Annotated in this window: 12 protein-coding genes; 7 read left to right on the top strand and 5 right to left on the bottom strand. The window is 65.2% G+C overall.

What is annotated here, in order from left to right; all coding sequences use genetic code 11:
* Position 1 precedes the first annotated feature (1 nt).
* From narI to AWC06_RS06695, 5 genes are all read right to left on the bottom strand, one after another.
* Positions 2-751: a respiratory nitrate reductase subunit gamma gene (gene narI, locus AWC06_RS06715; protein WP_227370999.1), complete on the bottom strand. Its 750-nt coding sequence runs from the start codon at positions 749-751 to the stop codon at positions 2-4.
* Positions 748-1,371 (bottom strand): nitrate reductase molybdenum cofactor assembly chaperone, encoded by a 624-nt coding sequence (narJ, locus tag AWC06_RS06710; protein ID WP_085195658.1) that lies wholly within the window; start codon positions 1,369-1,371, stop codon positions 748-750. Before narJ ends, narI begins: the two co-directional genes overlap by 4 nt.
* The gene (narH, locus tag AWC06_RS06705; RefSeq protein ID WP_085195656.1) at positions 1,368-2,942 is read right to left on the bottom strand and encodes a nitrate reductase subunit beta; all 1,575 of its coding nucleotides are present in this window, start codon (positions 2,940-2,942) and stop codon (positions 1,368-1,370) included. The genes narJ and narH overlap by 4 nt, the downstream gene beginning before the upstream one ends.
* The gene (locus AWC06_RS06700) at positions 2,942-6,694 is read right to left on the bottom strand and encodes a nitrate reductase subunit alpha (protein ID WP_372458019.1); all 3,753 of its coding nucleotides are present in this window, start codon (positions 6,692-6,694) and stop codon (positions 2,942-2,944) included. Before AWC06_RS06700 ends, narH begins: the two co-directional genes overlap by 1 nt.
* 346 nt (positions 6,695-7,040) lie before the next feature.
* A complete protein-coding gene (locus tag AWC06_RS06695; protein WP_085195654.1) occupies positions 7,041-8,399 on the bottom strand; it encodes an FAD-dependent oxidoreductase in 1,359 nt (452 codons plus the stop codon).
* Positions 8,400-8,463: 64 nt separating this feature from the next.
* Here AWC06_RS06695 and prfB point away from each other — a divergent pair, with 64 nt between their 5' ends.
* Genes prfB through AWC06_RS06660 form a run of 7 tightly spaced genes read left to right on the top strand, consistent with a single transcriptional unit; the run spans position 8,464 to position 13,958 of the window.
* A complete protein-coding gene (gene prfB, locus AWC06_RS06690) occupies positions 8,464-9,570 on the top strand; it encodes a peptide chain release factor 2 (protein ID WP_085195652.1) in 1,107 nt (368 codons plus the stop codon).
* Positions 9,560-10,531 carry a mechanosensitive ion channel family protein gene (locus AWC06_RS06685; RefSeq protein WP_085195650.1) on the top strand — a complete coding sequence of 324 codons (972 nt, stop codon included), beginning with the start codon at positions 9,560-9,562 and terminating at the stop codon, positions 10,529-10,531. The genes prfB and AWC06_RS06685 overlap by 11 nt, the downstream gene beginning before the upstream one ends.
* On the top strand, positions 10,528-10,986 hold the full coding sequence (locus AWC06_RS06680) for an Rv3103c family proline-rich protein (protein WP_085195648.1): 459 nt from the start codon (positions 10,528-10,530) through the stop codon (positions 10,984-10,986). The genes AWC06_RS06685 and AWC06_RS06680 overlap by 4 nt, the downstream gene beginning before the upstream one ends.
* Before the next feature lie 46 nt (positions 10,987-11,032).
* On the top strand, positions 11,033-11,722 hold the full coding sequence (ftsE, locus tag AWC06_RS06675) for a cell division ATP-binding protein FtsE (RefSeq protein WP_085195646.1): 690 nt from the start codon (positions 11,033-11,035) through the stop codon (positions 11,720-11,722).
* Complete coding sequence (gene ftsX, locus AWC06_RS06670) at positions 11,723-12,616, top strand: permease-like cell division protein FtsX (RefSeq protein WP_085195644.1); 894 nt, start codon at positions 11,723-11,725, stop codon at positions 12,614-12,616. It begins immediately after the preceding gene.
* Positions 12,617-12,618: 2 nt separating this feature from the next.
* The gene (smpB, locus tag AWC06_RS06665) at positions 12,619-13,113 is read left to right on the top strand and encodes an SsrA-binding protein SmpB (RefSeq protein ID WP_085196037.1); all 495 of its coding nucleotides are present in this window, start codon (positions 12,619-12,621) and stop codon (positions 13,111-13,113) included.
* A complete protein-coding gene (locus tag AWC06_RS06660) occupies positions 13,110-13,958 on the top strand; it encodes a DMT family transporter (protein ID WP_085195642.1) in 849 nt (282 codons plus the stop codon). The genes smpB and AWC06_RS06660 overlap by 4 nt, the downstream gene beginning before the upstream one ends.
* The last annotated feature ends 11 nt before the right edge of the window (positions 13,959-13,969 follow it).

Genomic DNA, 13,969 nt, shown 5'->3' with positions numbered 1-13,969 from the left:
ATCAGTAAGGGACACCAATCTTTCGCCACCTTCGGCCGCCGGTGCCCGGCTCTTCCGGGGGTCTGGCGACGCGGCTCCGGATGACAATATAGGGCCGCCACAGATACCAGAGCGGGTAGCTCCAGGCGTGCACGAGCCGGCTGAACGGCCAGACGATGAAGATTGCCCAGGACGCGACGGCGTGCACCTGGTAGAGCCACGGCGCGCTTGTGATGGCTTTCACATCCGGGTGGAAGGCGAACAGACTGCGGAACCACACGCCGACGGTGTTGCGGTATTCGTAGTGCGAAGTGTCCTCGATGCCCAGCGTCAGGAAGATGCCGAGCAGCACGATGATGCCGAGCAGGATCAACGCCAGGTAGTCCACGGCGCTGGTCGTCGCCCGTACGCGCGGGATGGCGGTGCGGCGAAAGGTCAGTATCCCGGCTCCGATCAAGATGCCGATCGCGGCGGTCGAACCGGCGACGGCGGAGAAATCCTGATACCACGTTTCCGGGATGCCCAGCCAGTCGGTGAACGCTTTCGGGATCAGGATGCCGAGGATGTGCCCGCCGATCGCGGCGAACGTCGCGTAATGGAACAGCGGCGAGCCCCACTTGAGTAGCCGGCGCTCCTGCAGTTGCGTCGAGCGGCTGGTCCAGCCGAACTGGTCATAACGCCAGCGCCAGATGTGGCCGACGATGAAAACGGCGATCGCGATGTACGGCAGGATCACCCACCACCAGATGTTCCACGTGCTCAGCGGGATCATGACTCTCGCTTCGGTGCGTAACGGGCAAGATATTCCGGCGGAGCGAACGGCTCCAGCCCGACGTCCTCGCGAGGCGGGCCGGAGTCCCAGGCGGCCCGCACCTGCTCCAGCTCCCGCTTGCCAAGCCCGGGTAGGTCGGCGATGACCGCGGAAACCACCTCGGCATACGGCGACTCGGCCTGGGTCAGGTTGCGCCGCAGCAACTCCAGATCGGCGCGGTGCGCGGACAGCAGCCGCTGGCCGCGGGTACACAGCGCGGCGAAGTCCAGCACCATCGGCAAGTAGTCGGGCAGCTCGTCGTCGGAGGGGACGAACCCGGCGTCGCGGTAGGCGGTCTTGAAGATCACCATCGCCATGCCCCGTTTGCGGGTGTCGCCGTAACGGTAGTAGGTCAAATACAGTGTGCAGCGCCGGTGCAGGTCGAACGTTTGCACGTAGTGTCGTGCGACCTGCTCGGATGTGGTGGCGCGCAACCAGCCGAGGAAACGGCCGAACGACTCCCGGGCCGGCTTCGGATTGGTGTCCGCCGCGAATGCCTCAAGCGCGTCAAGCCCGTCGAACAGCGCCGTCGTCGGATACTGCAGCAGCACCGACGCCAGCTTGGCCGTCTGGGTGTTCATGTCCGACCCGCTTTCGGGAACATCCCGGGGGCCCGGTCCTTCCCGTTCCAATTGAGCAGATTGAAACCGCGTCTGCGGTCGCCGGTTTCGGGTGGCCCAGAGCCGCCCATGCCGGGCCCTCCGTCGGTGTCGAGACTGCAGAACAGCTGCTCGTGCTGGCCCATCAGCACGCCTGCCTCCTCAGTGTGGGCCGACGGAATGACGTAGCGCTCTTCGTATTTCGCGATGGCCAGCAACCGGTACAGGTCATCGAGATCGTCGGTAGTGGCGCCGACCGATGCCGGCAGGTCCTCATCGATGTCCAGGCCGAGCTGACCGGCGCGCTGAATGGCCCGCACCGCGGCCAGCTTGCGTAACACGGTACGGACTACCTCCGTATCGCCGGCGGTGAACAGGTTGGCCAGATACTCGATCGGGATGCGCAGTGCGTCGATCGTCGCGAACACGTTGTCCGGATTGTCGTCGTAGCCGGCGGCATTGACCACGTCGGCCACCGGCGACAGCGGCGGGATGTACCAAACCATCGGCAGCGTGCGGTATTCCGGGTGCAGCGGTAGGGCCACCCTGTGGCGTACCGCCAGTTCGTAGACCGGCGAGCGTTGCGCGGCCTGAATCCAGTCGTGCGGGATGCCGGCCCGCGCCGCCTCGGCCCGCACGGTCGGGTTGTTGGGGTCGAGGAATACCCCGAGCTGGGCTTCGTAGAGGTCCTGAGTGTCGGGAGTGGAGGCCGCGTCGAGCACCTTGTCAGCGTCGTAGAGGAACAAGCCCAGATAGCGCAGCCGGCCCACACAGGTTTCCGAGCAGATCGTTGGCAACCCCTGCTCCGTCCGCGGGTAGCAGAACGTGCACTTCTCCGCCTTGCCCGTGCGGTGGTTGAAGTAGACCTTCTTGTACGGGCAGCCGGACACGCAGAATCGCCAACCGCGGCAACGGTCTTGATCGACCAGCACGATGCCGTCGTCGGCACGCTTGTACATCGCCCCCGACGGGCAGGACGCGACGCACGACGGGTTGAGGCAGTGCTCACAGATGCGGGGCAGGTAGAACATGAACACCTGCTCGAATTCCATCCTCACCCGGTCCTCGAGGCCGGCCAGGTTCGGATCATCGACGGCGAGCTCTGGCGCGCCGGCCAGGTCGTCGTCGAAGTTGCTGCCCCAGTTGACCTTTACGTCCCGACCCGTCAGCGCGGAAATCGAATGCGCGCTGGGATTGGCGGTTCCCAGAGGTGCGTCGATCACGGTCTGGTAGTCATAGGTCCATGGGTCGCCGTAGTCGTCGATGCTGGGCAGATCCGGGTTGTAGAAGATCGACAACAGCTTGCGAAGCCGCCCACCGGCTTTCAGTTGTAACCGGCCCTTGCGGTCCAATGTCCAGCCGCCGTGCCACTGCTCCTGGTCCTCGTAGCGCTTCGGATAGCCGATGCCTGGCTTGGTTTCGACGTTGTTGAAGTAGACGTATTCGAGTCCCGGGCGGTTGGTCCACACCTGCTTGCAGGTGACCGTGCAGGTGTGGCAGCCGATGCACTTGTCCAGGTTCATCACCATCGCCAGCTGCGCCATCACTCGCATCAGTAGGTCACCTCCTGCGAGCGGCGGCGGATTACGGTGATCTCGTCGCGCTGGTTGCCGGTGGGGCCGTAATAGTTGAAGCCGAACGACATTTGGGCGTAGCCGCCAATCATGTGCGTCGGCTTGATCGCCAAGCGCGTCAGCGAGTTGTCCCCGCCGCCGTGCCATCCGGACACCTCCGATTTCGGAGTCATCAGATGCCGGTCCATGGCGTGGTACATGAACACCGTGCCTTTCGGCATCCGATGGGTGACGACCGCCCGGCAGGCCACCACACCGTTGCGGTTGTAGGCCTCGATCCAGTCGTTGTCTTTGACACAGATGGTGGCCGCGTCTTGGGGACTCATCCAGATCACCGGCCCGCCTCGGAACAGCCGCAGCATGTGCAAGTTGTCCTGGTACTCCGAGTGAATCGACCACTTGGAGTGCGGAGTGAGGTAGCGCACGGTGACCTCGGGTCGGCCGTCTTCGCTCAGCCCCTGTTCGCCGAAGTGGCGGATGTAGTTCAGTGGCGGACGGTAAACGGGCAGCCACTCGCCGTATTCGGCGATCCAGTCGTGGTCGAGGAAAAAGTGCATCCGACCAGTCAGCGTGTGCCAGGGTTTCTTGCGTTCGACGTTGACGACAAACGGCGCGTAGCGCCGCCCGCCGGTCTCGCTGCCCGACCACTCCGGTGAAGTGATCACCGAACGCGGCTGAACCTGGGTGTCTTCGAACGTGATGTGCTCGCCGGAACGTTCCTCGGCCAGGTCGGCTAGATGCATCCCGGTCTGCTCCTCCAACGCCTCCCAGCCCTGCATGGCGACGGCACCGTTGGTGGTGCCGGACAGCGCCAGGATCGCCTCGGCCATATGCACGTCGCGGGCCAGCGAAGGGCGACCGTCCGCGACTCCGCCGCGGACGACGCCGTTGCGCCGGCGCAGGAAATCAACCGCCGCAACGGGTTTCCAGGTCACGCCTTTGACCGGGGTTCCCGCCGTCTCGACCAGCGGGCCCAGCGCGGCCATCTTTTCCGCGACCGCGCCGTAGTCGCGTTCGATCGTCACCAGCTTCGGCATCGTCTTGCCGGGCACCGGCTCGCACTCGCCGTAACGCCAGTCGCGCACCACGCCGCCGGGCTGGGCCAGCTCGTCGGCGCTGTCGTGCAGCAGTGGCGCGGCGATGACGTCGGTGCGGGTACCTAAATGCTTTGCCGCCAGCCGGGAGAAGTCGCGGGCGATGGTGGCGAACGCGTCGAAGTCCGTGCGGGCATCCCAGGGCGGAGAGATGGCCGGGTTGAACGAATGCACGAACGGGTGCATATCGGTAGTGGAGATGTCGTATTTCTCGTACCAGGTCGCCGCCGGTAACACGATGTCGGAATACGTGCAGGTGCTGGTCATCCGGAAGTCGATGGCAACCGCCAAATCCACCTTGCCGCAAGGTGCCTCGTCGTGCCAGCGCACCTCGGCGGGTCGCAGCGCGCTGGGCGTCTCGTCGGCCCGCACCGCGTTGTGGGTGCCGAGCAGATGCCGCATGAAGTACTCCATGCCTTTGCCCGACGACCCCAGCAGGTTCGCCCGCCACACGGTCAGCACCCGCGGGAAGTTCACCGGATTGTCCGGGTCTTCACCGGCGAAATTCAAATGGCCGCTTTGCAGTTCGTCGACTACATAGTCGCCGACGCTCTTGCCGGCTTTTTCGGCCGCTTCGGCCAGCTCGAGGGTGTTGCGGTCGAAGGTCGGAAACGTCGGCGTCCACCCCAGCCGGGACGCCTGGGCGAGCGCGTCGGCCATCGCCTTGCCACGGAACAGGCCGCGGCCCAACGGGGTTGACAGTTCGGCTGCGCCGAACTGCTCATAGCGCCATTGGTCGGTGTGCAGGTAGAAGAACGACGTGCCGGTCATCTGCCGCGTGGGGCGTTGCCAGTCCAGCGCAAACGCCACCTGCTGCCAACCGGTGAGCGGGCGTACCTTCTCCTGCCCGACATAGTGTGCCCAGCCGCCGCCGTTGACACCCTGACAGCCGCACAGCATCGTCAGGGTGAAGAACGTGCGGTAGATCTGGTCGGAGTGGAACCAGTGGTTGGTGCCGGCGCCCATCGCGATCATCGACCGACCCCTGGAAAGCTCTGCGCTGCGGGCGAATTCGCGCGCCACGCGGGCTGCTGCGGCGGCCGGCACCGAGGTGATCGCCTCCTGCCACGCAGGGGTATACGGTTGCGACGCGTCGTCGTAGCCCGACGGCCATTCACCGGGCAGCCCGTCACGGGGCACCGCGTAGTGGGCCATCAGCAGGTCGAACACCGTCGTCACCAACTTCTCGCCCAGCCGTATGACCGGAACACCCCGACGGATCGCCCCGCCTCCCTCTGTGTCGCCGATGTCGAAGCGCGGCAAGTCAATAGGGACTGCGTCCGCACCTGGCCCGTGCAGACTTAGCAGAGGGTCGACGTCGCCGAGGTCGAGATTCCATTTGCCCTTGCCCGCGTCGCCGAAGTGGTCCGCGATGGTGCCGTTGGGAACAACAGGCTGCCTGGTCGCCGAGTCCAGCAACACGGTCTGGTGCACGGCGCGCTCGTCGTCATGGCCCAGGTCGGCTGCAGTGAGGAAGCGGTCGGGCACATACGCGTCGCCGTTCTCGCGGAGTGTCACCAGGAACGGCAAGTCGGTGTATGTCTTCACGTACTGCTGGAAATACGGCACCTCGCGGTCGCGGAAGAACTCGGTGAGCACCACATGGCCCATCGCCATCGCCAGTGCGCCGTCGGTGCCGGGTGCGCAGGCCAGCCAGTCGTCGGCGAATTTGGTGTGGTCCGAGTAGTCCGGGCTGACCACGACGACCTTCTGCCCGCGGTAGCGGGCCTCGACCATGAAGTGTGCGTCGGGAGTGCGGGTGATCGGCAGGTTGGTGCCCCAGATGATCAGGTAGGCGGCGTTCCACCAGTCGCCGGACTCCGGGACGTCGGTCTGATCGCCGTAGACCTGCGGGGAGGCCAGCGGCATATCGGCATACCAGTCGTAGAAGGACAGGATCGTGCCGCCGATCATCGACAGAAACCGGGTGCCGGCCGCGTAGGAGACCTGCGACATCGCCGGAATCGGCGAAAAGCCGACCACCCGGTCGGGGCCGTAAGTCTTGATCGTGTGTACGTGTGCGGCCGCGATCAGCTCGCTGACCTCGTCCCACGTCGACCGCAGGAACCCGCCCTTGCCGCGCGCCTGTTTGTAGCGCGCCGCGCGTTCGGGGTTGCCGGTGATCTCCGCCCACGCCTCGACCGGATCTTCAACGCGCGCACGGGTTTCCCGCCACATCTCCAGCAGCGGCTGGCGTATGTAGGGAAACTTCACCCGCGACGGCGAATAGGTGTACCAGGAAAACGACGCGCCCCGCGGGCAACCCCGCGGCTCGTATTCGGGGCTGTCCGGGCCGACCGACGGATAGTCGGTGGCCTGGGTTTCCCACGCGATGATGCCTTCCTTGACGAACACCTTCCACGAGCACGAGCCGGTGCAGTTCACCCCGTGCGTGGAGCGCACCTCTTTGCCGTGCCGCCAGCGCTCGCGGTAGAACTCCTCGGCGCCGCGCCCGCCCCGGCGATGCACCTCGCGGTGGTCGGGCGTGGGCGTGCCGGCGGTGAAGAACTGCGCCTTGCGCAGCAGGGTTTCGACAGGTTCACCGCCCGGCAGTAGCGGTGCCAGTAGCGCGCGGGGTGCCTGCCCGTCGGTGGCTTCGACGTCGCTCGGTGTCGGCCGAGAGTTGATTGCTGTCAACCCATACACCCCGGTTCTCTCGCGCATCGCACGCCGATCCGGGGGATCGACGCCGACAACAGCCGCCTCAGGCAGTAGATCCCGAGCTATTCAGATCGCTGGATGCCGCTTCGATACCGCTGAGTACACCCGTCTTCTCTCGGTATACCACCCGTCGCGGCCAGTGGTACCGGGCGCGCCGAGAATTTTTACGAAACGCAGGTGTGAAAAACCGCTACCGTTCCCTATCGGCGCCCTCGTCGGCGCTCGCGGCGGACACAAGTCTTCGTCGAGTGTGCGGCTCTGTACGCCAACAGCGGCGCGTCGCGTACGAAACTACACACTCGACGCAATTTGCTGCTCGCCGTCAGCCGTGGCTAATCCGCAGCAGGTCGGCCAGGCTCGACAGCTTGACCCGCGGGCGACCGTGCGGCTCGCCGGCCGATCGCTCGTACTCGTCGATGAGTTTCCAATGCCGATCGGTGACGAGTTTGGGCTGGCGGGAGCTCAGCCATTCGGTGAGCTTGTCGGCATGGTTCGCACCGAAGTCGGCGAGGCTGGTTTGTGTCAGGTCGTTCAGCAGGGTGTCGACGGTGTCCTGCGAGTCTTTCTTGTTGGTGCCGATCACCCCGGTCGGCCCGCGCTTGATCCAGCCGACGACGTACTCGTTGCGGCTGCCGTCCACCCGGCCATCGGTGTTGGGAATCGTTCCGCTTCTCTCGTCGAACGGCAGCCCCGGTGTGGGCACGCCGCGATAGCCGACCGAGCGGACCACCAACTGGACGGGCAGCTCTTCCCGCGCGCCGGTGTCCTTGGCGACCACCCGCCCGCTGTCGTCGCTGACCAGTTCGTTGCGCCCGAGCACGATTCGCTCGACTCTGTTGTCGCCCTTGATCTCGATCGGGGATGTCAAGAACCGGAACACGATTCGACGGTGTCCGGGGCGGGGCTCGCGCTCCGCGTAGCCGCGCAGCACCTTGATGTTCTGCTTGCAGACCTTGCCTACCGCGGCCGCGTCGTCGTCGCTGATGCCATCCAGTTGTGCGGGGTCGACGACCACGTCGACGCCTTCGAGGTCGGCAAGTTCGCGCAGCTCCAGTGTCGTGAAGGCGGTCTGGAGCGGGCCGCGACGGCCGATGATCACCACTTCCTCAACCGCACACGGGCGCAGCGACTCCAGGGCATGGTCGGCGATGTCGGTGAGTGCCAGCACGTCGGGGTCGGTCACCAGAATGCGGGCCACGTCGAGCGCGACATTGCCGTTGCCGACGACGACGGCCCGGGCGCCTGACAAATCGGGGCACATCTGCTCGAAGTGCGGGTGAGCGTTGTACCAGCCCACGAAATCGACCGCCGCGATGCTGCCGGGCAGGTCCTCGCCGGGAATGTTCAGCGCCCGATCGGATTGCGCGCCGATGGCATAGATCACCGCGTCGTAGTGCTCGGCCAGTTCGGGGGCACTGATGTGCTCGCCCACCACGACGTTGCCGAAGAACCGGAAGCGGGGGTCCTCGGAGGTTTTTTCGAACTGCCTGCTGATCGACTTGATCTTCGGGTGGTCGGGTGCGACGCCGGAGCGGACCAGCCCCCACGGCGTGGGCAGCATCTCCAGCATGTCGACGGCGACGTCGATCTCCCCGGATGAGTCGGCGGCCTTGAGCAGCGACGCGGCGGCGAAGAATCCGGACGGCCCGGAGCCGACGATCGCGACGTGGTATGGACGCATGATGCTCGATGCTAGACGTCCGCCTGGCCAGGCCGCCGCCGGTCGAGCGGTAACGTGAGCAGCTGTGGAACCCGATCGCCAGGCCGACATCGCCGCCCTCGACTCCACCCTGACCACGGTGGAGCGGGTGCTGGATGTCGACGGTCTGCGCACCCGCATCGACAAGCTCGAGCACGAGGCGTCCGATCCCAATCTGTGGGACGACCAGGCCCGGGCGCAGCGGGTGACAAGCGAGCTTTCGCATACCCAGGGGGAACTGCGCCGCGTTGAAGACCTGCGCCGGCGCCTAACCGACCTGCCGGTTCTCTACGAGCTGGCAGTCGAAGAGGGCAGCGCAGACGAGCTGGCCGAGGCCGACGCGGAACTCAAGGCGCTCAGCGCGGACATCGAGGCCATGGAGGTCCGCACGCTGCTCTCCGGCGAATACGACGAGCGTGAGGCGCTGGTCACGATCCGCTCGGGTGCGGGCGGCGTGGACGCCGCCGACTGGGCCGAGATGCTGATGCGGATGTATATCCGCTGGGCCGAGCAGCACAACTACCCCGTCGAAGTGTTCGACACGTCCTACGCGGAAGAGGCAGGCATCAAAAGCGCGACGTTCGCGGTGCACGCGCCGTTCGCTTACGGCACGCTGTCCGTCGAGCAGGGCACGCATCGGCTGGTGCGGATCAGCCCGTTCGACAATCAGAGTCGACGGCAGACGTCGTTCGCCGAGGTCGAGGTGCTTCCGGTGGTGGAGACCACCGACCACATCGATATTCCCGAGGGCGACGTGCGGGTTGACGTCTACCGCTCCAGCGGGCCCGGCGGCCAATCGGTGAACACCACCGACTCGGCCGTGCGACTCACCCACATCCCGACCGGTATCGTGGTGACTTGCCAGAACGAGAAGTCGCAATTGCAGAACAAAGTGGCGGCGATGCGCGTTCTTCAGGCAAAGTTGTTGGAGCGCAAGCGCTTAGAAGAACGCGCTGAGCTCGACGCCTTGAAGGGCGACGGCGGCAGCTCCTGGGGCAACCAGATGCGGTCTTACGTACTGCACCCGTATCAGATGGTCAAGGATCTGCGCACCGACTATGAGGTCGGGAATCCGGCAGCCGTCCTGGACGGAGACATCGATGGATTCCTGGAAGCAGGGATCCGGTGGCGCAACAGGAAAGATGACGACTGATAAGAACGTTCTCGCGACAGCTCAAGCCCAGCCGTGGCACGACATTGTCCGCGGCGATATCCGCGAGTGGTTCCTGACCAGTGGCCTTCACATAGTCCTGCTGCTGATCGGGGCGGTGCTCGCCGCGCGGTTCGTCAACTGGGCTGCGAAAAAAGTGACCGAGCGCCTCGACGTCGGCTTCGCCGAGAGCGACGCGTTGGTGCGTTCGGAGGCCACCAAGCACCGTCAGGCCGTCGCCTCGGTGATCTCGTGGGTGTCGGTTGTCCTCATCGCTATCGCCGTGGCGATCCAGCTGGCCGACGTACTTCATATCTCTGTGCGGGGACTTGTCGCTCCGGCGACAGTGATCGGGGCGGCGCTGGGTTTCGGCGCCCAGCAGTTGGTCAAGGACTTGCTGTCCGGATTTTTCATCATCGTCGAGAAGCAATACGGCTTCGGTGATCTGGTTGAGCTCACGATCCTGGGGTCGCCGAGCGACGCGGCCGGCACTGTGGAGAACGTCACGCTGCGGGTCACCAAGCTGCGCTCGCCCGACGGCGAGGTATTCACCGTGCCCAACGGGCAGATCGTCAAATCGATCAACCTGTCCAAGGATTGGGCACGCGCCGTGGTCGACATTCCGGTGCAGACCAGCGCCGACCTCAACCTGGTGAACGAGGTGTTGCACCAGGAATGCGAGCATGCCCGCGACGACGATGTGCTGGGGGAGTTGTTGCTGGATGCGCCAACCGTGATGGGTGTGGAAAGCATCGAGGTCGACACGGTCACCCTGCGGTTGGTGGCGCGCACGTTGCCCGGCAAGCAGTTCGAGGCGGGCCGCAAACTGCGTGCGATGGTGGTCCGCGCGTTAGCCCGTGCGGGCGTCGTCACCAAGGCCGACGCGACGGCGACGGTCGGCGCCATCGTCCACCCGGCGACGGCGACCGGCGCCGAGGATGAGACACAGGGCGCAGCCAGGTGAGGGTATTCACGCTGGACCGGCTGAGAAAGATCGGCGACGACGTGGAACGCGGCTGGCCGGGCTACTTGTTCGGCGGCCATGTGCGCACCTCCACGTTGGTGCTGATCGTTGCGTTCGCGGCGTTGTGGTGGGTCTACGACGACCACCAGCACTCCGCTAGCTCGCAGCCAACCACCCAGGTGCCGGCCACCCAGGTGGTGCCGCCGGGCTTCGTGCCCGACCCGAACTACACCTGGGTGCCGCGTAGCCGGGTGCAGCAACCGCCGTCAACCGTCACCGTGACCAAGACGCCGACAACCACCGCCACCACGCCACCGACCACGACGACGACCGCACCGCCGCCGTTCCAGCTGCCCGTCCTGCCGCCGCCGTTCGGCCCGGGGACGGCGACCACGACGACATCACCACCGCCTGGCCCCGCACCCGAGACCCCTGCCGTGCCGCCGGCCGGATGAGCCGAGGCGGGGATACCGAAACTCCCCGTTACACTGGCGATCCGTGATGATCACCCTCGACCACGTCAGCAAGCAGTACAAATCGTCGGCGCGTCCGGCGCTGGACAACATCAACGTCAAGATCGACAAGGGTGAGTTCGTCTTCCTCATCGGTCCCTCCGGCTCGGGCAAGTCGACGTTCATGCGGCTGCTGCTGGGAGCCGAGACACCGACGACCGGTGATGTGCGGGTCTCGAAGTTTCACGTCAACACGCTGCCCGGACGCCACATTCCGAAACTGCGACAGGTGATCGGCTGTGTCTTCCAGGATTTCCGGCTGCTGCAGCAGAAAACGGTGTTCGAGAACGTTGCGTTCGCGCTGGAGGTCATCGGCAAGAAGCCCGATGTGATCAACCGGGTGGTGCCCGACGTGCTGGAGATGGTCGGTCTGTCCGGCAAGGCCAACCGGCTCCCGAACGAGCTGTCCGGAGGTGAGCAGCAGCGGGTGGGGATCGCCCGCGCGTTCGTCAACCGGCCGTTGGTGTTGCTGGCCGATGAGCCCACCGGGAACCTTGACCCGGAAACCAGTAACGACATCATGGATCTGCTCGAGCGGATCAACCGCACCGGGACCACCGTGCTGATGGCGACGCACGACTATCACATCGTCGACACGATGCGGCAGCGCGTGGTGGAACTGTCGTTGGGCAGGCTGGTACGTGACGATCAGCGCGGTGTCTATGGGATGGACCGCTAAGTGCGCTTCAGCTTCCTATTCAACGAGGTCGTAACCGGACTTCGTCGCAACGTCACCATGACGATCGCGATGATCCTGACCACCGCAATTTCGATCGGCCTTTTCGGCGGTGGCCTGCTGGTGATCCGATTGGCCGACAACTCGCGCAGCATCTACCTCGACCGGGTGGAGACACAGGTCTTCCTGACCAACGACATCTCCGCCAACGACCCGACCTGCGACAGCCCACCATGCAAGGCGCTGCGTGAGAAGATCGAAGCGCGCAACGACGTCAAAGCGGTGCGGTTTCTCAACCGCGAGGACGCCTACCAAGACGCCATCCGCAAAATTCCCCAGTTCAAGGACTTGGCCAGTAAGGATGCGTTCCCGGCGTCATTCATCGTCAAGCTCGAAAACCCCGAGCAGCACAGCGAATTCGATCAGGCCATGCTGGGACAGCCCGGGGTGGACCATGTGCTCAATCAGAAGGAGTTGATCGACCGGCTGTTCGCTGTGCTCGACGGGCTGTCGAACGCCGCGTTCGCTGTGGCTTTGGTGCAGGCCATCGGAGCCATCCTGTTGATCGCCAACATGGTCCAGGTCGCGGCCTACACCAGACGCACAGAGATCGGCATCATGCGGCTGGTCGGCGCCACCCGCTGGTATACACAGCTGCCGTTCCTGGTCGAAGCCATGGTGGCCGCTACCGCGGGGGTCATCATCGCGATCCTCGGCTTGATCGTGGTGCAAGCGGTGTTTCTGGGCAACGCGCTCAACCAGTTCTATCAAGCCAATCTCATCGCCAAAGTCGACTATGCCGACGTCCTGTACGACTCGTGGAAACTGTTCTTGGTGGGCGTGGCGATGGCCGGGATTACGGCATACGCAACCCTGCGCGTGTACGTGCGGCGGTAGTGATGGCCAAGAAGTCCGGCGGAACCAAGACCGGCGGCAGGCACGTCCTAGCCACTAACCGCAAGGCGCGGCACAACTATTCGATCCTGGAAGTGTTCGAGGCGGGGGTGGTTTTGCTCGGCACGGAGGTAAAGAGTCTGCGCGAAGGCAAGGCGTCGTTGGCGGACGCCTACGCCACTGTCGACGACGGCGAAGTTTGGCTGCGTAACCTGCACATTCCGGAGTATCACCATGGCAGCTGGACGAACCACGAGCCGCGTCGCACCCGGAAGCTATTGCTCCACAGGCGCCAAATCGACACGCTCATCGGCAAAATCAGAGATGGTAACCTCGCGCTCGTGCCGTTGACCCTGTATTTCTCCGAAGGAAAAGTCAAGGTGGAGCTTGCATTAGCGCGAGGCAAGCGGGCGCACGACAAACGTCAGGATTTAGCCCGCCGGGACGCCCAGCGGGAAGTGCTCCGTGCATTAGGTAGACGCGCCAGGGGCATGAACTGATCGGCGCGGCGTACGCCCAGCTGTCCGCGGTCAGCTACGGCGTCAGCGACTTCGTCGGAGGGGTGGCGTCTCGGCGCGTGGCTGGGCTGCGCGTCATGCTGGTGACCTATCCGATCGCCACCGCGCTGCTGGGCGTGACGGCCGCCACCGCCGGCGGGCCTGTCCACGAGGGCGCGCTGCTGTGGGGCAGTCTGTACGGGATCAGCCAGGCCGTCGGCGTGTACTGCTTCTACGCCGCCGTGGCCGCCGGACCGATCTCGGTGGTGTCACCGCTTGCGGCGGTGCTCAATGCCGCCGTACCGGTCGCCGCCGGCGTGGCTCTCGGCGAGCGGCCGGGGGAGACGGCCTCGATGGGCGTGGTGGTGGCGATGCTCGCGGTGATCCTGGTCAGCCGGGAGTCGCCCGCCGACGAGGATGTCCGGACTCACCGGTTCACCAGCAAGGTGGCTTGGTTGACGGTGGGCTCCGGGGTGGCGTTCGGGCTGGACTTCGTGCTGCTCCACCAGGCCCCTGCGGAGTGTCGGTTGTGGCCGCTGTTTTTTGCGCGAGCGGCGGCGACGGTGCTGGTGTTCACCGTTGCCGGGATGAGCAACAACCTTCAGCTTCCGTCCAAGACGCCGCTGCGGCTGGCGGTGATGGCGGCGCTGCTGGATAGCTGCGCCAATATCACCATGCTGCTGGCCATCCAGAAATGGCTGCTGTCGTTGGCCAGCATCTTGATCTCGCTGTATCCGGCGACGACGGTCATTCTGGCCATCATCGTGCTGCGCGAGCGGGTGACCCGCTGGCAGGCCATCGGCATGGTTTTGGCGGCGCTGTCGGTAGGGATGATCGCCGCCACCTGACGCCTGCGCCG

This window comes from Mycobacterium fragae, from assembly GCF_002102185.1.
Taxonomy (GTDB): domain Bacteria; phylum Actinomycetota; class Actinomycetes; order Mycobacteriales; family Mycobacteriaceae; genus Mycobacterium; species Mycobacterium fragae.
This window is presented reverse-complemented; position numbering and strand designations above follow the sequence as displayed.